Source organism: Amycolatopsis ruanii, assembly GCF_003385175.1.
Classification (GTDB): Bacteria; Actinomycetota; Actinomycetes; order Mycobacteriales; family Pseudonocardiaceae; genus Amycolatopsis_E; species Amycolatopsis_E thermalba.
Genome location: NZ_PQHY01000083.1, coordinates 1 through 19,251 on the forward strand (window position 1 = coordinate 1; position 19,251 = coordinate 19,251).

Annotated in this window: 13 protein-coding genes and 1 pseudogene; 6 read left to right on the forward strand and 8 right to left on the reverse strand. The window is 71.9% G+C overall.

What is annotated here, in order from left to right; all coding sequences use genetic code 11:
• A pseudogene (locus D0D28_RS30135) lies at positions 1 to 126 on the forward strand (IS630 family transposase); the annotation flags it as partial.
• On the opposite strand, the gene D0D28_RS30140 reads toward D0D28_RS30135, so the two are convergent.
• Positions 123 to 917 carry a PIG-L family deacetylase gene (locus D0D28_RS30140; protein ID WP_116114405.1) on the reverse strand — a complete coding sequence of 265 codons (795 nt, stop codon included), beginning with the start codon at positions 915 to 917 and terminating at the stop codon, positions 123 to 125. The pseudogene D0D28_RS30135 and the gene D0D28_RS30140 sit on opposite strands and share 4 nt — an antisense overlap.
• Before the next feature lie 79 nt (positions 918 to 996).
• On the opposite strand from D0D28_RS30140, the gene D0D28_RS30145 reads away from it, so the two are divergent.
• Entirely contained in the window at positions 997 to 2,067 is a 1,071-nt protein-coding gene (locus tag D0D28_RS30145) for a polyprenyl synthetase family protein (protein ID WP_116114407.1), read from the forward strand.
• A 110-nt stretch (positions 2,068 to 2,177) separates the two neighbouring features.
• The gene (locus D0D28_RS30150; protein WP_094004406.1) at positions 2,178 to 2,963 is read left to right on the forward strand and encodes an LLM class F420-dependent oxidoreductase; all 786 of its coding nucleotides are present in this window, start codon (positions 2,178 to 2,180) and stop codon (positions 2,961 to 2,963) included.
• Positions 2,964 to 3,002: 39 nt separating this feature from the next.
• On the opposite strand, the gene D0D28_RS30155 is transcribed toward D0D28_RS30150, so the two are convergent.
• Positions 3,003 to 3,371 (reverse strand): Rv2175c family DNA-binding protein, encoded by a 369-nt coding sequence (locus tag D0D28_RS30155; RefSeq protein ID WP_116114409.1) that lies wholly within the window; start codon positions 3,369 to 3,371, stop codon positions 3,003 to 3,005.
• Between the two features lie 123 nt (positions 3,372 to 3,494).
• On the opposite strand from D0D28_RS30155, the gene pknB reads away from it, so the two are divergent.
• From pknB to D0D28_RS30170, 3 genes are all read left to right on the forward strand, one after another.
• The gene (gene pknB, locus D0D28_RS30160) at positions 3,495 to 5,531 is read left to right on the forward strand and encodes a Stk1 family PASTA domain-containing Ser/Thr kinase (RefSeq protein ID WP_116114411.1); all 2,037 of its coding nucleotides are present in this window, start codon (positions 3,495 to 3,497) and stop codon (positions 5,529 to 5,531) included.
• 166 nt (positions 5,532 to 5,697) lie between these two features.
• On the forward strand, positions 5,698 to 7,017 hold the full coding sequence (locus D0D28_RS30165) for a wax ester/triacylglycerol synthase family O-acyltransferase (protein ID WP_275895932.1): 1,320 nt from the start codon (positions 5,698 to 5,700) through the stop codon (positions 7,015 to 7,017).
• A 32-nt stretch (positions 7,018 to 7,049) separates the two neighbouring features.
• The gene (locus D0D28_RS30170; RefSeq protein ID WP_094004402.1) at positions 7,050 to 7,628 is read left to right on the forward strand and encodes a 2'-5' RNA ligase family protein; all 579 of its coding nucleotides are present in this window, start codon (positions 7,050 to 7,052) and stop codon (positions 7,626 to 7,628) included.
• Positions 7,629 to 7,635: 7 nt separating this feature from the next.
• Here the strand turns inward: D0D28_RS30170 and D0D28_RS30175 are convergent, their stop codons facing one another.
• The 6 genes from D0D28_RS30175 to gltB form a co-directional block, all read right to left on the reverse strand.
• Positions 7,636 to 9,027 (reverse strand): class II 3-deoxy-7-phosphoheptulonate synthase, encoded by a 1,392-nt coding sequence (locus D0D28_RS30175; protein ID WP_094004417.1) that lies wholly within the window; start codon positions 9,025 to 9,027, stop codon positions 7,636 to 7,638.
• Between the two features lie 241 nt (positions 9,028 to 9,268).
• Positions 9,269 to 11,437: an MMPL family transporter gene (locus D0D28_RS30185; RefSeq protein WP_116114417.1), complete on the reverse strand. Its 2,169-nt coding sequence runs from the start codon at positions 11,435 to 11,437 to the stop codon at positions 9,269 to 9,271.
• Between the two features lie 93 nt (positions 11,438 to 11,530).
• Positions 11,531 to 12,064, reverse strand: a complete 534-nt coding sequence (locus D0D28_RS30190; RefSeq protein WP_116114419.1) for a GNAT family N-acetyltransferase — start codon at positions 12,062 to 12,064, stop codon at positions 11,531 to 11,533.
• Positions 12,065 to 12,111: 47 nt separating this feature from the next.
• On the reverse strand, positions 12,112 to 13,041 hold the full coding sequence (locus D0D28_RS30195) for a trypsin-like serine peptidase (protein ID WP_116114421.1): 930 nt from the start codon (positions 13,039 to 13,041) through the stop codon (positions 12,112 to 12,114).
• Between the two features lie 112 nt (positions 13,042 to 13,153).
• On the reverse strand, positions 13,154 to 14,662 hold the full coding sequence (locus D0D28_RS30200; RefSeq protein WP_116114424.1) for a glutamate synthase subunit beta: 1,509 nt from the start codon (positions 14,660 to 14,662) through the stop codon (positions 13,154 to 13,156).
• The gene (gene gltB / locus D0D28_RS30205; protein ID WP_116114426.1) at positions 14,655 to 19,229 is read right to left on the reverse strand and encodes a glutamate synthase large subunit; all 4,575 of its coding nucleotides are present in this window, start codon (positions 19,227 to 19,229) and stop codon (positions 14,655 to 14,657) included. The genes D0D28_RS30200 and gltB overlap by 8 nt, the downstream gene beginning before the upstream one ends.
• Positions 19,230 to 19,251 lie beyond the last annotated feature (22 nt).

Genomic DNA, 19,251 nt, shown 5'->3' on the forward strand with positions numbered 1-19,251 from the left:
GACATCCGCGCATGGATCGAGACCTGGAACAACGAACCACGGCCCTACGTCTGGACCAAGACCGCCGACCAGATCCTTGACTCCATCGCACGCTACTGCACGCGAATTAATAACTCAGGACACTAGAGCCCCGCCATCAGGTCGGTCTCGGTGATGCCCGGCCCCTGGCCCGCGCGGATGAACCACTCGGTGCCGAAGGCGTGGGCGAACGCGTCATCGGGCATCGCCAGGAACAGTGACTGCTCGCTGATCTGGCTGGCGTGCGCGCGCATCGCCGCGCGTTTGGCCTCCAGCCACGGCGTCACGTCGACCGCGGCGGTGATCTCCGCGGCCGGTGTGCCCAGCTCGCCCAGGCCGTCGACGGCGGGAACCTGCACCCCGGTCTCGGCGGCCCGCGCGGCGAACGCCTCCAGCCCGGCCCGCATGTGGTCGCTGTTGATCGTGTTCTGGTACACCCGCGGCGTGCCGGCCAGCGCGGCCGCGCGCATCCCGACGCGGTGCACCTGGATGTGGTCCGGGTGGCCGTAGGTGCCGTGGTCGTCGTAGACGGTCAGCACGTCGGCCCGCTCCTCGCGCAGGATCGCCGCGAGCCTGGCCGCCGCCTCCTCCACCGGGGCCCGCCAGAACGAGCCGGGCAGGTCGTTCTCCGGGGTGCCCATCATCCCGGAGTCGCTGTAGCCGAGGAACTCCAGCCGCTTCGCGCCGAGGATCTCGGCCGCCGCCCGGGTCTCCTCGACCCGGCGCTGCCACAGCGGCTCCCCGTCGGCGAGGAACCCGGGCGGGACCTCGCCGTGCTCCCCGCGGGTCGCGACGACCAGCACGACCCGGTGCCCCTCCTCGAAGGCCTTGCGCATGACCCCGCCGCAGGCGATGCACTCGTCGTCGGGATGGGCGTGAAACGTCACGAGGGTGGGCACGGAAACGAGCCTACGGGCGCCGATCACATCCCGGCCACCCCGGACGGCGCGCCGCGCGGTTGTCGTCGACGATAGGCGCATGGACTTCGACGCCGACCTGCCCCAGCACCTGGAACGCCACCTGGCCGCGTTCCTCACCGAGGCGGGCGCGGCCGTCCGGGCCGAGCAGCCCGCGTTCGGCTCCGGCGTCGACACGCTCACCGATTTCGTGCTCGGCGGCGGCAAGCGGCTGCGGCCGACGTTCGCGTGGTGGGCCTGGCGCGGCACGGGCGGCGACCCGGACGGCCCGGACACCGAGGGCGTGCTGCGGGCCGTCGCCAGCCTCGAACTGGTGCAGGCGTGCGCGCTGATCCACGACGACCTCATCGACTCCTCCGACTCGCGCCGCGGCCGCCCCACGGTGCACGTCTCCTACGCCCGCGAGCACCGCGCGAACGGCTGGCTCGGCACGCCGGAGACGTTCGGCCTCGCCGCCGCCGTCCTGATCGGCGACCTGGCCCTGGCCTGGGCCGACGACATGTTCACCGGCGCCCCGCTGCCCGCCGCGACGCTGGACGCCGCCCGCCCGGCCTGGCGCGCGATGCGCACCGAGGTGCTCGCCGGCCAGTACCTGGACGTGCGCACGCAGGCCACCGGCGACACCTCGCCCGAGGCCGCGCTGCGGGTGTGCCGCCTCAAGACCGCCGCCTACACCGTGCAGCGCCCGCTGCACCTGGGCGCCGCGCTGGCCGGCGCGAACGAGGCGCGCATCACGACGCTCCGCGAGTTCGGCGACGACCTGGGCGTGGCGTTCCAGCTGCGGGACGATCTGCTCGGCGTGTTCGGCGACCCGTCGGTCACCGGCAAGCCCGCCGGTGACGACCTGCGCGAGGGCAAGCGCACGCTGCTGGTCGCGCTCGGCCTGCAGCTGGCCGAGGACCCGGAGCAGCACAAGCTCATCGCCGACGCGATCGGCGCCGACCTCGCCGAGGACGAGGTGGACACGGTGCGGCGCACGCTGACCGAGGTCGGCGCGGTGGAGGCGGTGGAGGAGCGGATCACCGCGCTCACCGGCACCGCGCTGGCCGCGCTGGAGCGCGCCCGGCTGGCCGAGCCCGCCGCGACCCGGCTGGCCGAGCTGGCCCGGCTCGCCACCCAGCGCACGTTCTGACGCAGTACACAGTGGACCGACACCTGGAGTGTGATCCAGGTGGAAGTCCGTGTGGGGCAAGCCTTCCGCCGGGCCGCGCGGGCGCCCCGGGATGTGGCTAGGCTGGCGGCATGACCGACACCACCAGGCCGATCCGGATCGGGCTGCAGCTCCAGCCGCAGCACGCCGACTACCGGACCATCCGCGACACCGCGTCCGCCGCCGAGGACCTCGGCGTGGACATCATCTTCAACTGGGACCACTTCTTCCCGTTGTACGGCGACCCCGACGGCCTGCACTTCGAGTGCTGGACCATGCTCGCCGCCTGGGCGGAGTCGACCTCGCGGGTCGAGATCGGCGCGCTGGTCACCTGCAACAGCTACCGCAACCCGGAGCTGCTCGCCGACATGGCGCGCACGGTCGACCACATCAGCGACGGGCGGCTGATCCTCGGCATCGGCTCCGGCTGGTTCGAGAAGGACTACACCGAGTACGGCTACGACTTCGGCACCGCGGGCGGCCGGCTGGACGACCTGGCCGAGGCGCTGCCGCGCATCGAATCCAGGCTGAGCAAGCTCAACCCGGCGCCCACCCGCAAGATCCCGGTGCTGATCGGCGGCGGCGGCGAGAAGAAGACGCTGAAGCTGGTCGCCCAGCACGCCGACATCTGGCACGGCTTCGGCGACCCCGAGGTGGTCGAGCGCAAGGTCGGCATCCTCAAGCAGCACTGCGCCGACGTGGGCCGCGACGCGGGCGAGATCGAGATCTCCACCGGCGTGGAGGGCGAGCCGGAGGAGCTGGGCCCGAAGCTGCGGGAGCTGGGCGTCAGCCTGTTCACCGTGGGTGTGGGCGGCCCGGACTACGACCTGGGCCGGCTGAAGAAGTGGATCTCCTGGCGGGACGCCCAGAACGGCTGAACCCGGCGGGGCGGTGCGGTCGCCGCACCGCCCCTGCCGTCAGAACGCCATCGCCTGGGCGCGGCGCTTGACCTCGGTGCCGTGGTTGGTGCGCAGGGCGTTGATCGGGGTGCTGCCGGGCAGCGTGTCGTCCGCCTCGTAGAGCCAGCGCAGCATCTCCGTGCGGCTGAACCCGGCGTCGGCGAGCACCGTCAGCAGGCCGGTCAGTCCCTTCACGGCCTGGCCGTCGACGAAGAAGTCGGCCGGGACCATCAGCGCGATGTCGCGGCGCACGGCGAGCAGCTGGCCGTCTCGCAGCAGCTGCCGGACCTTGTTCACCGACAGGCCGATCAGCTCCGCCACTTCCGCGAGCGGCAGCACGGCCACGTCGGCGTCGAGAACGTCATCAGCGACTGGGATCGCACTCACGCAAGACAGGGTGCCACATCCGGCCTGGTTGTCCGCAATGTCGCGCGAACGGCGTAACGAAACCTCAACCGCGCCGCCCGGGGCGGGTCCACCGACTCCGGCCAAGTCCGTACGATCGGGCGCGTGACGAGCACGGACACCAGCCTGGCCGGGGCGCTCCTGGAGCGGCGTTACCGGGTCGACGGCCTCCTCGCGCGGGGCGGCATGTCGGCCGTCTACCGGGGGTCGGACACGAGGCTGGACCGTCCGGTCGCCATCAAGATCATGGACCCGCGCTTCGCCGACGACCGGTCGTTCGTCGACCGTTTCGAGCGCGAGGCGCGGCTGGCCGCGAAGCTGCACCACCCGAACGTGGTCACCGTGCACGACCAGGGCGTCGACGTGGCCGGGGACCGCTCGCACGTGTTCCTGGTGATGGAGCTGGTCGACGGCGGCACGCTGCGGGACCTGCTGGACCAGCGGGGCAGGCTGGACGTGCCGCTGGCGCTGAGCGTGGCCGAGCAGATGCTCTCCGCCCTGTCGGCCGCGCACCTGGCCGGGCTCGTGCACCGCGACGTGAAGCCGGAGAACGTGCTCATCGGCTCCACCGGGCATCCCCCGACCGGGGTGGTGAAGGTCGCCGACTTCGGTCTCGTGCGCGCCGTCGCGAGCGCGGGCACCACCAGTTCGAGCATCATCCTGGGCACCGTCGCCTACCTGGCGCCCGAGCAGGTCACCACCGGCGTGGCGGGCGAACGCGGCGACGTCTACTCGGCCGGCATCGTGCTCTACGAGATGCTCACCGGCCAGGTGCCCTACACCGGCGACACCGCCATCTCGGTCGCCTACCGGCACGTGAACGACGACGTCCCGGCGCCCAGCACGGTCCAGCCGGGCATCCCCGCGGTGCTGGACGACCTGGTGCTGCGTGCCACGCGCCGCGACCCGGAGGCGCGGCCCGCGGACGCCGGCGCGTTCCTGCAGGAGCTGCGCCGCGTGCGGGCGGCGCTGGGGATCGCGCCCGCGCCGATCCCGGTGCTGCCCCCCAAGGCGGTGCTGCCCCCCAAGGCGGTGCTGCCCCCCAAGGCGGTGCTGCCCCCCAAGGCGGTGCTGCCGCCCAAGTCGGTGCCGGTCGCCCCGGTGGACCCCGAGAAGACCGTGCCCGCGTTCTCCCCGGTCGCGGCCACGAACCCGGTCACGGGCCCGCGCGGTACCCGGGCGATGATCCGGCCGCAGGCCGCGCCCGTGCCGCCGCCGGAGGAGGAGGACCAGCGGACGCTGGTCCAGCGGCGGCCGGTCGTGCTGTGGGCCGTCATCGCCGCGCTGGTGGTGGCGCTGGTCGGCGCCGGGGTGTGGTGGTTCAGCGTCGGTGAGAAGGGCGCGGACACCATCGCCGTCCCGCCGGTGTCCGGCATGGACCAGGCCACGGCCGAGAAGACCCTGCACGACGCCGGCCTGTCGGTGACCGTGGTGCGCCAGTTCAGCGACACCGTCGGCGCGGGCAAGGCCATCGGCAGCGATCCGCAGGCCGGGTCGTCGGTGCCGAAGAACAGCGCGGTCACCCTGGTGCTGTCCTCCGGCCGCCCGACGGTGCCCGACATCAGCCCGGGCACCGAGCTGGCCCAGGCGGAGGCGGCCGTCAAGGCGGCCGGGCTGACGCCGCGGCGGGACGAGGCCATCGACGGCTACAGCACCTCGGTACCGGCCGGGAAGGTGCTCGTGGTCGACCCGCGGCCGGGTACGCAGCTGACCATCGGCTCGCCGGTGCGGATCGGCCTGTCGCAGGGCGCGCCGCCGACCCCGGTGCCCAGCGTCGTGGGGCTGAGCCGCAACGAGGCGTTCCAGCGGTTGAAGGAGGCCGGGTTCGAGCCCTACGATGCCGGCACCGAGTTCGCCGAGGACGTGCCGAACGGCAGCGTCACCCGCACCACTCCGGCAGCCGGCACCACGATCGACGGCCAGGGCAGCAAACGTGTCGGCGTGTTCACGTCCTCCGCGGTCGAGGTCCCGTCCGTGCTCGGGCGGCCCGTGCAGGACGCAATCCAGCTGCTGTCCGACGCCGGCCTGCAGGCCGACGTCCAGGGCCGCACGCGGAACTTCTCGATCGTCGTCGGGCAGGATCCCGAGCCCGGCGAGTGGGTGGAACGCGGCAAGAAGGTGAAACTGCAAGTATTTCCTTGATCAACAAGGAGATGAGCGCGTTTTCGCGTCCACAAAGGACCGATACCCCATTCGAGTGAGAATCGGGAGCCGTTAGCGCTGCGGAAACAAATGGACTACCGTTTCGTCACGTCCGTTTGCTCAAGTAGCAGGCAATCCCGTGTCACCGACCGTAGAGGGGTCGTCTATGGCTCGCCGTCAGCTCAGTGGGCTGGACGTGGCTTTCCTTTGCCTGGAAGGAGAATCGACGCCCATGCACATGGGGGCGGCGGTGATCTTCCAACCGGACGGACCGATCGATCCCCACGCGGTGGCCGAGCTGCTCGCGCGCCGGGCGGCGCGGATGCCGCGCCTGCGCCTGCGGGTTCGCCCGTCGCTCTTCCCGCCGGGCGGCGCGGCCTGGGCGCCGGACCCGGCATTCGACCCGCGCAGGCACATCCACGTGCACCGGCTCACCGGGTTCTACGCCGACGACCCGCTCGCGGCGCACGCGGCCGAGTGGATCGAGCAGCCGCTGCCGATGGACCGGCCGCTGTGGGACGTGCACGTGGTGACCGGGCTGGCGGAAAACCGGTTCGCGCTGCTGCTCAAGCTGCACCACGCGTTCACCGACGGCGCCGGCGCGTTCGCGGTGGCCGCCGGGCTGCTGGACGAGCTGCCGATCACGCGGATGCTCGTCGAGGCGGCCGACCGGCCCGCCGATCCGCGGTCGCCGCTGGAGGCGCTGAGGGACGGCGTGACGGAGGCGGTCAGCCAGGCCGGGGAGAACGCGGCGATCGCGTCGGCGATCCTGCGGGCCGCCCGGCCGTACCCGTCGTCGCCGCTGAGCGCGCCGGATTCGGCCAGCAGGCGGCTCGGGTTCGTCCAGCTGCCGGTCGCCGACATCCGCGCCATCCGGGCCGCGCACGGCGGCACCCCCAACGACGTGGTCCTCGCGGTGCTGGCCGGGGCGCTGCGCGAGTGGATGATCAACCGCGGTCAGCGGCCGGACGCGCGCACCCTGCGGGGCCTGATCCCGGTGAGTCTGCGGGCGCGGGAGGGCGGCTGGGGCGCCAACCAGCTGTCCGGGTACCTGTGCGATCTGCCGGTGCACCTGGACGATCCGGTGCGGCGGTTGCGGGAGATCCGCTGGTCGATGAACCGGAACAAGGCCGCGGGGCCGCAGCGCGGGGCGGGTGCGCTGCCGGTGCTGGCCGACCGGTTGCCCCCGGGGCTGCACCGGCTGGCGGCGAAGGTGGCCGGAAAGGCGGCGGGGGTCCTGTTCGACACGGTGATCACGAACGTGCCGCTGCCGAAGCTGGACCTGTCGCTGGACGGCGCGCGGTTGTGCGAGATCTACCCGTTCGTGCCGCTGGCGCCGCGGCACGCGGTGGGCATCGCGGCCGCCACGTACGGCGACCACGTCCACATCGGACTGCAGATGAACGGCGACGCGGTGCCGGACACCGGTTCGCTGCGGGACGCGGTGCTGAAGTCGGCCGCTGCTCTGTACGAGCGGTCGATCTAAACATCCGGGGCGGCTTCAGTCATGATGAAGCCATGCCGGTCCCCGACGCGCAGTGGCTTCGCCGTGCCACGAAGAGTGCCATCGTCGTGCCCGTCCCCGAGACGGACCACCTGGTCACCCGGCACCGGCGGAGCGTGCCCGCCCACGTGACCGTGCTGTACCCGTTCGTCGCGCCGCGGGACATCGACGCGCGGACGGTGGCCGACCTGAAGGCGGCGCTGGTCGGGATCGAGGCGTTCGAGTGCGAGTTCTCGCAGGTCGGGTGGTTCGGGTCGGAGGTGGTGTGGCTGGCGCCGGAGCCGGACCAGCACTTCCGGGCGCTGACGCAGGCGGTGTGCGAGCGGTTCCCGGCGCACCCGCCCTACGGCGGCGAGCACCCCGACACGGTCCCCCACCTGACGGTGGTGGACCACCGCACGGGCGACGCCCACACCCGCCGACGCGCCGCGGCGGAGCTGGCCACGGCACTCCCGGTGCGAGCCTGGATCGACCGGGTCCACCTGGTCGCCGGCGACGACGAACACGGCCCGTGGCGCACCGTGGCGGAATTCGAGCTACCCGCGCCGCTCCAACGCCCGCGGGAGGCGGCCGAGGACAGGTTCGCGGTCTGAGCGGGCGTCAGCCCCGAAGCATCTCCGCCACGAGAAACGCCAGCTCCAGCGACTGCTGCGTGTTCAGCCGCGGATCGCAGGCCGTCTCGTACCGCCCGGCCAGATCCGAGTCGGAGATCTCCTGCGCCCCACCCAGGCACTCGGTGACGTCCTCGCCGGTCAGCTCGACGTGGATGCCGCCCGGGTAGGAGCCCAGCTTGTGGTGCACCTCGAAGAAGCCCTGGACCTCGTCGATGATGCGGTCGAAGTGGCGGGTCTTGTAGCCGGTGGAGGACTCGTGGGTGTTGCCGTGCATCGGGTCGCACTGCCAGATCACCTTGTGCCCGGTGGCCTCGACCTTCTCCACGATGGCCGGCAGGACGTCGCGGACCTTGCCGTTGCCCATGCGGGAGATGAGGGTGACGCGGCCGGGCTCGTTGCGCGGGTCGAGCCGCTCGACGTACTCCACGGCCTGCTCGGGCGTGGTGGTCGGGCCGATCTTGACGCCGATCGGGTTGGCGAGCAGCTCGGCGAGGGCGATGTGGGCGCCGTCGAGCTGGCGGGTGCGCTCGCCGATCCACAGGAAGTGCGACGAGAGGTTGTAGAGCTTCGGGTTGGCCGCGTTGGCGTTGTCCATCCGCAGCATGGCGCGCTCGTAGTCGAGCAGCAGGGCCTCGTGGCTGGCGAAGATCTCGGTGGAGTGCAGCGAGGTGTCGCTGACCCCGCACGCGGACATGAACCGCAGGCCGCGGTCGATCTCGCCGGCCAGGGCCTCGTAGCGTTCGCCGGCGGGCGAGGTGCGCACGAAGTCCTTGTTCCAGTCGTGCACCTGGGCGAGGTCGGCCATGCCGGCGCCGGTGAGGGCGCGGACCAGGTTCATCGCGGCGCCGGAGTTGGCGTAGGCGCGGATCATGCGGCCCGGGTCGGGGACGCGCAGCTCGGGCTTGGCGACGAGGGAGTTGACGATGTCGCCGCGGTAGACGGGCAGGCCGAGCGCGTCGGTGCTGCTGGAGCGCGGCTTGGCGTACTGCCCGGCGATGCGGCCGACCTTGACGACGGGCAGGCTGGCGCCGTAGGTGAGGACGACGGCCATCTGCAGGAGCGTGCGCAGGTTGGCGCGGATGTGCGGCTCGGTGTTGGACTCGAACGTCTCCGCGCAGTCGCCGCCCTGGAGCAGGAAGGCCTCCCCCCGGGCGACCATCGCGAGGCGGCTCTGGAGCCGGTCGATCTCGGCGGGCACGGTGATGGGCGGCACGGCCTCGAGCAGGTGGCGGACCCGGTCGACCGCGTCGGCGTCGGGCCACTCCGGCTGCTGGGCGGCCGGGCGGGACAGGGCGTCGTCCAGCCGGGCACGCAGTTCCGGCGGCAGGGGCGGCAGCTCGGGAAGGGTGTCGACGGGCACGTCCACGGTCCAGTTCACCACCCCAGGATATGGGGTGCGCTGGGACGATCCGCCCCGAGGTGGCGGGGGCCACCCCGAACGCAGAACTCGCGCACCCGAGCGTGGAACTCGCTGCCCCGGACGTGGGACTCGCGCGCCCCAGCGTGGAACTCGCGCGCGGCCGCGAGTCCCACGCTCCCGTCGGCGAGTTCCACGCTCCCGTCGGCGAGTTCCACGTTCAGCGTCGCGAGTTCCACGCTCCCGTCGGCGAGTTCCGCGGTCAGCCCTGGGGCACGCGCTCCGGCTCGGGTTCGGGCTTCGCCCGGTCGCCGTGGCCGGGCCACCACGCGGCGCGCCCGATGAGCGCCGTCAGGCTGGGCACGAAGAACATCGCCATCACGAACGCCGCCACCAAGATCCCGAACGACAGCGCGAACCCCATCTCCGCCAGCAGCGCGTTGCCCGCCAGCATCAGCGCCCCCAGCGAACCGGCCAGGATGACGCCCGCCGCGGCGATCGTCGGGCCCGTGTGGCGCACCGCCAGCGCCGCCGCCTCCCTCGGCGAATGACCGTTCTTCGCCTCTTCACGCAGCCGCGCCATCATCAGGATGTTGTAGTCCGTCCCCAGCGCGACCACGAACATGTAGATGATCAGCGGGATCATGAAGATCAGCCCGGTCTCGCCGATCGCGTTCTGGAACAGCAGCGTCGTCGCGCCCAGCGTCGCCGCGAAGCCGAGCCCCACCGACGCCATCACGTACCACGGCGACACCACACTCCTCAGCAGCAACGCCAGCACCAGCATGATCAGCACCGCCGCCACCGGGAACACCACCCGGTAGTCGCGGTTCATCGTGTCCTGGATGTCGACGTACACCGCCGTCTCACCGCCGACCAGCGCCCGCGCGCCCGGCGGAGCACCCTCGTGCGCGGCCGTCCGCAGCGGGCCCGCCACCGTGTCGATCGCGGCGTCCGAACTCGGGTCGTCGGTCAGGGTCACCGCGAAGCTGGCCGTCGCGCCGTCGGTGCTGACCTGCGGCTGCCCGACCTGCCCCACGCCCGGCACGGCCCGCAGCCGCTCCCCGAACGACGGCAGCGCCGCAGCGTCCAGCACGCCACTGTCACTGTGCAGGTAGACGCTCGTCGGCGAGGTCGTCCCCGGCGGCAGCCCGCGTTCCAGCTGCCGCAGCCCGACCTGCGATTCGGCGGTGTCCGGCATCGACCCGGACGCCAGGTCGAACGTCGGGTTGAAGTTGACCAGCCCGGCCGCCAGCGCCGCCATCACGACACCGGACACGGCCGCGAAGATCGCCGGCTTGCGCCCCAGGCTCCGCCCGATCGCCGTGAACCGCGCTCCGGTCGGCTCGGCCCGCCACGACTTCGACGGCCAGAACACCTTGGCGCCCAGCAGCGACACCACAGCCGGCACCAGGGTCAGCCCGCGCAGCAGCGTCACCGCGACCGCGATCGCCAGCGACGGCCCCATCGAGCGGAAGAACCCGAACAACGACAGGGCCATCGACAGGAACGCGATGATCACGACGGCGGCCGCGGACGTGATCGCCTCGCCGACGCGGCTCACCGCGGTGACCATCGCCTGCCTCGGTTCGTCCCCGGCCCGCAGCCGTTCGCGGAACCGGAACATCAGGAACAGGATGTAGTCGGTGCCGACGCCGAACAGCACCACGATCAGGATCGACGAGATCGACGCGTCGGTCTGCATCCCGAACAGCTTCACCACCCAGGAGATGAGGCCGTTCGCGATCTGCGACACGATCCCGATCAGGACGATCGGCAGCAGCGCGATCACCGGGCTGCGGAAGATCACCAGCAGCAGCACGAGGATCAGCAGCACGGTCGCGATGCCGACGACGGCGTCCGCGCTGCCCGACGCCTCCTGCACGTCGAGCTGCTGGGCCACGCTGCCGGTGGTCGCCGCCTTCAGGTCACCGCCGCCGAGCAACGCCTGGAGTTCGCCGCGGAACTGCTTCGCCGACTCGGTCAGCTGCTGCGCGTTGGCCGAGGACAGCTGCGGCATCTTCACCGCGGAGATCTGCACGACGTTGTCGGGTGCCGGGACGGCCGGCGAGATCAGCTCGACGTCCGGCAGGCGCTTGCCGGTCAGGCCGGCCACGACTTCGCCGGCCTTCTGGGTGTCGGCCGCGGTCAGCGGCGCGTTGTCGCCGCGGTAGAACACGACGAGCATCGACGGGGTGAACGCGGCCGGAAACGCTTCCTGGCCCAGGGTCATGGCCTGGATGGACTCGTAGTCCCGGGGCAGGGCGTCGCTTTCGTCCGTGCTTCGGGGCAGCGCCGGCGCGGTGAAGATCACCACCACGGCCAGCACGACCCAGGCGGCGATCACCCACCAGGGCCGATGCACGACCAGCCGCCCCAGCCGGGCGAAGACGCCGCGTTCGATGACGGGTTCTTGCCTCGCGGAGGTCATGCCCCATTCAACCGCCGCCGGCCTGAGAACCGGGATCAGGGGCCGCGCGGAGCGCGTCCGTTGAGGGTGGTGGTGGGCTGGCGGGCGGGCGGCCTAATTCCCTTGCCAGTCCTCGGCGAGCAGCCCGAGCAGCACCTCGTCCAGGAACTCGCCCATCACCCAGGAGGAGGAACGCAGTACGCCCTCACGGACGAAGCCGTTGCGCTCGGCGGCGCGCAGCATCGGGAAGTTGTCCGCCAGCGTCTCGATCTGCAGCCGGTGCAGGCCGCGCACGACGAAACCGTAGTGGCACAGCACGGCGACGACGTCGGTGCCGTAGCCCTTGCCGCGCGCGGACGGCAGCAGCCCCAGCCCGATGTGCGCGGACCGGTGGTGGGTGTCGATGCCCCACATCGTCGCCGTGCCGATCAGCGTGTCGCCCGCCAGCTCCACCACGGAGAACGGCACGTGCCCCGGGTCGGTGTCGTCCCCCACGAGGCGCGGGTCCTTCGTGTCCGGCCGGAGCGGCCGCCAGGGCCGGCTGTCCGCTCGCGAGCCGGTCACCACGTCGTCGTACAGCTCCGTGCGCAGGACCGGGATGTCGGCCTCGTGCCGGGCGCGCAGCCCGACCAGGTCACCCTTCAGCATGCGGGTTTCCTATCGGACCGGCCCGGTCCGGGGCAACCGAATAGGACCTACCGCGACGCGGCCGCGTTGTAGAGCGCCTCCGCGTCCGCGCCGAAGTACGGGCCGAACATCACGCCGGGCAGGAAGGTGTAGCCGAAGCTGTTCACCGAGTTCTGGATTCCGGTCCCGGTCGAGGTGTCGAAGTTCAGGAACCACGGGCCGCCGCTGGAGCCGCCCGTCATGTCGCACCGCATGCCCAGGTCGCCGGAGCCGAGCGCGTCGTTGAAGGTGCGGCCGGCGCAGTAGGTCAGTTCGCTGCCGTCGTAGGGCGGCTCGGCGGGGTAGCCGAAGCTGTACATCACCTGGCCGCGCGGCTGGTTGAAGGCGATGCCCTGCGCGCCCACCACATCGGTGAGGTACCGGCCGTTCAGCGGCGCCACCACCGCGGCGCCGACGTCGTAAGCCAGATCTTCGCTGGCCTGCCACTGCGGCGTGGTGAGGGTGGTCGTCGCGGCCCATTCGCCGTACGGGGCGTTGCCGTTGTCGTAGCCCGGCACGAAGATCCAGTCGGTGTGCCAGCTGCCCTGGTACTTCACGCAGTGCCCGGCCGTGATGACCACACTGCGGTTGGCGCTGGTGACCGCGTCCCCGCTGCACGAAGCCGGGGAGCCGTTGAAGGTGAAGAAGACCCGGCCCGCGGTGTGCGTCACCGCGCCGCCGCCGGTCCACGGGTCGCCGGTGCTGGCCTTCGAGGTCCGGGACGGGAGCAGGCGCGGGACCGCGGTCCGCACGTCGGCGGTGACGTTGCGCGCGGCGGTGAGCAGGTTGTCCAGCGGCTTGGCCGAGCGCATCTTCTCGGGCGTCCAGTACTCGGCCGCACCGGCGCCCTGCACGTGGATCGCCGGTCCGGGCGCCGCCGTGGCGGGCGCGCTGAACACGGCCGTGGTGACCGCGGCGACCGCCGCGAGGACCAGTGCCCGGATACCTGTTCGCTTCATGACGCTCACCCGTCTGCCGACCGTTCGTTGCCACCGAAAGTTAGGCGGCCACGACAGAGTGAACAATCGGCCGTTCGGGCCCAGGGTGAGCCCGAACGGCCGATGCGCGTGCTTACACCACAGCGAGCGGCAGCGCCGTCGGATGCACCGGCGCCGGCAGGTCCGACGCGCCGGTCAGGTAGGCGTCCACCGCGTGCGCCACCGAGCGGCCCTCGGCGATCGCCCACACCACCAGCGAGGCGCCGCGGTGGGCGTCGCCGCAGACGAACACGCCCGGGGCCTCGGTCTGCCAGTCCGGGCCGCACGAGATGGTGCCGCGCCGGGTCAGCCGGATGCCCAGGTCGTCGAGCAGCCGCATGTGCTCCACGCCCTCGAAGCCGATCGCGAACAGCACCAGGTCGGCCGGGATCTCCTCGATCTCGTCCGACACCGGCAGGACCTCGCGGCGCCCGGTCTCCGGGTCCTTGACGACCTTGACCCGCTGCAGCTCGATGGCGCGGACGTGCCCGTTCTCGTCGCCCACGAACCGGCGCACGGCGACGCCGAACTTCCGCTCGCCGCCCTCCTCGTGCGCCGGGTAGGTGCGCAGCACGTACGGCCACGTCGGCCACGGCGACCGGTCGTCGTCCCGGGTGGCCGGCGGCATCGGGTACTGGTCCAGCTGGGTCACCGACGCCGCGCCCTGGCGGATCGCGGTGCCGTAGGAGTCGGCGCCGGTGTCACCGCCGCCGATGATCACGACGTGCTTGCCGTGCGCGTGGATCGGCGACGGCCCGTCGCCCTCGCACTGCTTGTTGGCCGGCACCAGGTGCTCCATCGCCAGGTGGATGCCCCGCAGCTCCCGGCCCGGCGTGGTGGTGTCGTCGCGGCCGCGCAGCGCGCCCACCGCGAGCACGACCGCGTCGTAGCGCGCCCGCAGCTCCTCGACGGTGATGTCGACGCCCACCTCGCAGCCGGTGACGAACTGCGTGCCCTCCTTCTTGAGCTGGGCCAGGCGCTTGTCGAGGTGCTTCTTCTCCATCTTGAACTCGGGGATGCCGTAGCGGAGCAGCCCGCCGAGCCGGTCGTCCCGCTCGAAGATGGTCACGTCGTGCCCGGCGCCGGTGAGCTGCTGGGCGGCGGCGAGCCCGGCCGGGCCGGACCCGACCACGGCGACCCGCTGACCGCTGGCCACCTCGGCGACCTGCGGCTGGGCCAGGCCCAGCTCCCACGATTTCTCCGCGATCGTCGCCTCGACGCGCTTGATCGCGACCGGTCCGCCGGACAGCGGCGAGATGGACAGCGTGCAGCCCGCCTCGCACGGCGCCGGGCACAGCTTCCCGGTGAACTCCGGGAAGTTGTTGGTCGCGTGCAGCCGGTCGCTGGCCGCGGCCCAGTCGCCGCGGCGCACCAGGTCGTTCCACTCCGGGATGAGGTTGCCCAGCGGGCAGCCGGAGCCGGCCGAGTGGCAGAACGGGATGCCGCAGTCCATGCAGCGGGTGGCCTGGGTGCGCACCTGCTGGTCGCGCTCGGCGGGCTCGAGGTCGGCGTAGACCTCGCGCCAGTCCTCGGCGCGGTGCTCCTTGGGGCGCTTGGGCGGCTCGACCCGCTCGTACTTCAGGAAGCCCTTGGGGTCAGCCACGAGACGCCACCTCCATGATCGCCTCGTCGACGTCGCGCCCGGCGGCCTTGGCGGCCCTGGTCGCCTCCAGCACGCGCTTGTAGTCGCGCGGCATGACCTTGGTGAAGCTCGCCGACCGGCGCGGCCAGTCGCCGAGCAGCGACGCGGCGACCGCCGAGCGGGTGAGTTCGTGGTGTCGGGTCACGATGTCCTTCAACCAGTTCAGATCCTCGGGCTCGAGCAGGAGCAGCTCGACCATCTCGCGGTTGACGCTGCCCTCGTCGAGGTCGAGGACGTAGCCGATACCGCCGGACATGCCCGCGGCGAGGTTGCGGCCGGTCGGACCGAGCACCACGGCACGGCCACCGGTCATGTATTCGAAGGCGTGGTCGCCCACGCCCTCGGCGACGACGGTGGCGCCCGAGTTGCGTACGCAGAACCGCTCGCCCACCTGACCGCGCAGGAACATCTCCCCCGCGGTCGCTCCGTAGGCCAGCGTGTTGCCGGCGATGACCTGACGCTCGGCGGCGAACGTCGCGTCCGGGTGCGGCCGCACGATGATGCGGCCGCCGGACAGGCCCTTGCCGACGTAGTCGTTGGCGTCGCCCACCATCTCCAGCGTGACGCCGCGCGGCAGGAACGCGCCCAGCGACTGCCCCGCCGATCCGACGAGCCGGATGTGGATCGTGCCGTCGGGCAGGCCCTCACCGCCGTAGCGGCGGGTGATCTCCGACCCCAGCAGCGTGCCCACGGTGCGGTTGACGTTGCGCACCGGCAGTTCCAGCCGCACCGGGTGCGCGTCCTCCAGGGCCGCCTCGGACAGCTGGATGAGCGTGCGGTCCAGGGCGTGCTCGAGGCCGTGGTCCTGCTCGCGGATCTTGCGCCGGGCACCGCCGTACGGGGTGTCGGCCGGCATCTCGAAGATCGGCTTCAGGTCCAGGCCGCCGGCCTTCCAGTGGTCGACCGCCTCGTCGGTGTCCAGCACGTCGGCCCGGCCGATGGCCTCGTCCAGGGTGCGGAAACCCAGCTCGGCCAGCAGCTCGCGGACCTCCTGCGCGACGAACCGGAAGTAGTTCACCACGTGCTCGGCCTGCCCGGTGTAGCGCTTGCGCAGCTCCGGGCTCTGGGTGGCGACCCCGACCGGGCAGGTGTCGAGGTGGCAGACGCGCATCATGATGCAGCCGGCCACGATCAGCGGCGCGGTGGCGAAGCCGTACTCCTCGGCGCCGAGCAGCGCCGCGACCACCACGTCGCGGCCGGTCTTCATCGCGCCGTCGACCTGCACGGTGATGCGGTCGCGCAGCCCGTTCAGCATCAGGGTCTGCTGGGTCTCGGCCAGGCCGATCTCCCACGGCGTGCCCGCGTGCTTGAGCGAGTTCAGGGGCGAGGCGCCGGTGCCGCCGTCGTGACCGGAGATCAGCACGACGTCGGCGTGCGCCTTCGACACCCCGGCCGCGACCGTGCCGACGCCCAGCGAGCTGACCAGCTTCACGTGGATGCGGGCCTTCTCGTTGGCGTTCTTCAGGTCGTGGATCAGCTGCGCCAGGTCCTCGATCGAGTAGATGTCGTGGTGCGGCGGCGGCGAGATCAGGCCGACGCCCGGCGTGGAGTGCCGGGTGCGCGCGATCCACGGGTACACCTTGTTCGGCGGCAGCTGGCCGCCCTCGCCTGGCTTGGCGCCCTGCGCCATCTTGATCTGGATGTCGTCGGCGTTGACCAGGTACTCGCTGGTGACGCCGAACCGGCCGCTGGCGACCTGCTTGATCGCGCTGCGCCGCTCGGGGTCGTAGAGCCGCTCCGGGTCCTCGCCGCCCTCACCGGTGTTGGACCGGCCGCCGATGCGGTTCATCGCGATCGCGAGCGTCTGGTGCGCCTCGGCCGAGATGGAGCCGTAGGACATCGCGCCGGTGTTGAACCGCCTGCAGATCGACTCGACCGACTCGACCTCGTCGATCGGGACCGGCGTGCGGCCCTCCTTGCGGAACTTGAACAACCCGCGCAGCGCGCCGCCCTCGCGGGAGAGGCGGTGCACCTCTTCGGTGTAGCGCCGGTACACCTCGTCGCGGCGGGTCTTGCTGGCGTGCTGCAGCAGGAACACCGTCTCCGGCGTGAACAGGTGCAGCTCGCCCTCGCGGCGGTAGGCGTACTCGCCGCCGGTGTCGAGACGGCGGTGCACGCGGTCGGTCGGGTTGTCCGGGTAGGCCCGGCGGTGCCGGACGGCGACCTCCTCGGCGAGCACGTCGAGACCGACGCCGCCGAGCTTGGACACCGTGCCGGTGAAGTACTCGTCGAGCAGTTCCTGCGACAGCCCGAAGGACTCGAACACCTGCGCCGCGGTGTAGGCGCCGACGGTCGAGATGCCCATCTTGGACATGATCTTCAGGACGCCCTTGACCAGCGCGTTGACGTAGTTGCGCACCGCCTTGCGCGGCTCGATCCCGGTGATCGCGCCCTGCGCGATCATGTCCTCGATCGTCTCGAAGGCCAGGTACGGGTTCACCGCCGCGGCGCCGTAGCCGAGCAGCAGCGCGATGTGGTGGACCTCGCGGGCGTCACCGCTTTCCACCACGAGCGCCACGCGCAGCCGTTCCTTGGTGCGCACCAGGTGGTGGTGCACCGCGGAGACCAGCAGCAGCGACGGGATCGGCGCCATCTTGTGGTCGGAGTCCCGGTCGGACAGCACGAGCGTGCGCGCGCCGGCCGCGATCGCCTCGGACGCCTCGCGGCGCACCCGCTCGATCGCCTCCGCCAGCGCCTTGCCGCCGCCGTCCACTTCGAACAGTCCGGACAGGACGGTGCAGGCGAAGCCCGGCAGGTCGCCGTCGTCGTTGATGTGGATGAGCTTGGCCAGCTCGTCGTTGTCGATGACCGGGTACGGCAGCTGGATGTGCCGGCACGAGGCCGGGCCCGGGTCGAGCAGGTTGCGCTCGGGACCCATGATCCGGCTCATCGACGTGACCAGCTCCTCGCGGATCGCGTCCAGCGGCGGGTTGGTCACCTGCGCGAAGGCCTGCTTGAAGTAGTCGTAGAGCTGGCGCGACCGCTTGGACAGCACGGCGGGCGGGGTGTCGGTGCCCATCGAGCCCAGCGGCTCGGCGCCCTTCTCCGCCATCGGCGCGAGCAGGATCTTCAGCTCCTCCTCGGAGTAGCCGAAGGCGAGCTGACGGCGCAGCACCGAGTCGTGGCTCTGCGTGACGTGATCGCGGTCGGCCAGATCGGCCAGCTGCAGCAGGCCGGCGTGCAGCCACTCCTCGTACGGGTGCTGCTGGGCCAGCTCCGACTTGATCTCGTCGTCGGCGACGATGCGGCCGGCCTCGGTGTCCACCAGGAACATGCGGCCCGGCTTGAGGCGGCCCTTGGCGACCACCTGGTCCGGCGGCACGTCCAGCACACCGGCCTCGCTGGCCAGCACGACGCGGTCGTCGGCGGTGCGCCACCAGCGGCACGGGCGCAGGCCGTTGCGGTCCAGCACCGCGCCGACGAGCGCGCCGTCGGTGAACGTGACGCACGCCGGGCCGTCCCACGGCTCCATCAGGCTCGCGTGGAACTGGTAGAACGCGCGCCGCCGCGGGTCCATGGTGGTGTGGTTCTCCCACGCCTCCGGGATCATCATCAGCACGGCGTGCGGCAGGCTGCGGCCGCCCAGGTGCAGCAGTTCGAGGACCTCGTCGAACGACGCCGAGTCCGACGCGTCCGGCGAGCACACCGGGTAGAGCCGGGTCAGGTCGCCCGGGATGACACCCGACTCCAGCAGCGCCTCACGGGCCCGCATGCGGTTGCGGTTGCCGCGGATCGTGTTGATCTCACCGTTGTGCGCGACGAACCGGAACGGGTGCGCCAGCGGCCACGACGGGAACGTGTTGGTGGAGAACCGGCTGTGCACCAACGCGATCGCACTGGTCAGCCGCGGGTCGCGCAGGTCGCCGAAGAACGCCGGGAGCTGCTCGGGCGTGAGCATTCCCTTGTAGACCATGGTGCGCGCGGACAGCGACGGGAAGTACGTGCCGCACTCGGCGACCACGCTCTCGTGCTCGACGCGCTTGCGCAGGCAGAAGGCGAGCCGGTCCAGCTCCAGGCCGGCGGGGCGCACGCCGTCGGCGTCCGGCTTGCCCGCCACGAACAGCATGGCGAAGTGCGGCATCACCGACCGCGCGGTGGGGCCGATGTCGGCGGCGTCGGCGTCGACCGGGACCTCGCGCCAGCCCAGCACGTCGAGGCTCTCCTCGTCGGCCAGGCGCTCGATCAGCGCGACGGCCTTGCCGCGCGCCTCCTCCTCGGTGGGCAGGAACGCGATGCCGGCGGCATAGCGGTGGTGGCCCTGCGCGTCGGGTTCGGGCAGCTCGAAGCCGGCCTCCTCGCGGAGCAGCTGGTCGGGCAGCTGCACGAGGATCCCGGCGCCGTCGCCGGAGGTCGGTTCGGCGCCCGCGGCGCCCCGGTGGTCCAGGTTGATCAGCGCCGTCAGCCCGTCCGTGACGATGGCGTGGGTGCGCCGGCCCTGAATGTCGGCCACCATCGCCACACCGCAGGAATCCTGCTCCGTGGCAGGGTCGTACAGGCCCTGCTTGCCCGGGTTGGCGGAGAAGATCATGCGGGGACCTCCTTCGTCGTCT

Coding starts and splice junctions, on each gene's coding strand:
- D0D28_RS30145 (WP_116114407.1), top strand. CDS start 997: ATGGACTTCGACGCCGACCTGCCCCAGCACCTGGAACGCCACCTGGCC.
- D0D28_RS30150 (WP_094004406.1), top strand. CDS start 2,178: ATGACCGACACCACCAGGCCGATCCGGATCGGGCTGCAGCTCCAGCCG.
- D0D28_RS30165 (WP_275895932.1), top strand. CDS start 5,698: ATGGCTCGCCGTCAGCTCAGTGGGCTGGACGTGGCTTTCCTTTGCCTG.
- D0D28_RS30170 (WP_094004402.1), top strand. CDS start 7,050: ATGCCGGTCCCCGACGCGCAGTGGCTTCGCCGTGCCACGAAGAGTGCC.
- D0D28_RS30185 (WP_116114417.1), bottom strand. CDS start 11,437: ATGACCTCCGCGAGGCAAGAACCCGTCATCGAACGCGGCGTCTTCGCC.
- D0D28_RS30190 (WP_116114419.1), bottom strand. CDS start 12,064: ATGCTGAAGGGTGACCTGGTCGGGCTGCGCGCCCGGCACGAGGCCGAC.
- D0D28_RS30195 (WP_116114421.1), bottom strand. CDS start 13,041: ATGAAGCGAACAGGTATCCGGGCACTGGTCCTCGCGGCGGTCGCCGCG.
- gltB (WP_116114426.1), bottom strand. CDS start 19,229: ATGATCTTCTCCGCCAACCCGGGCAAGCAGGGCCTGTACGACCCTGCC.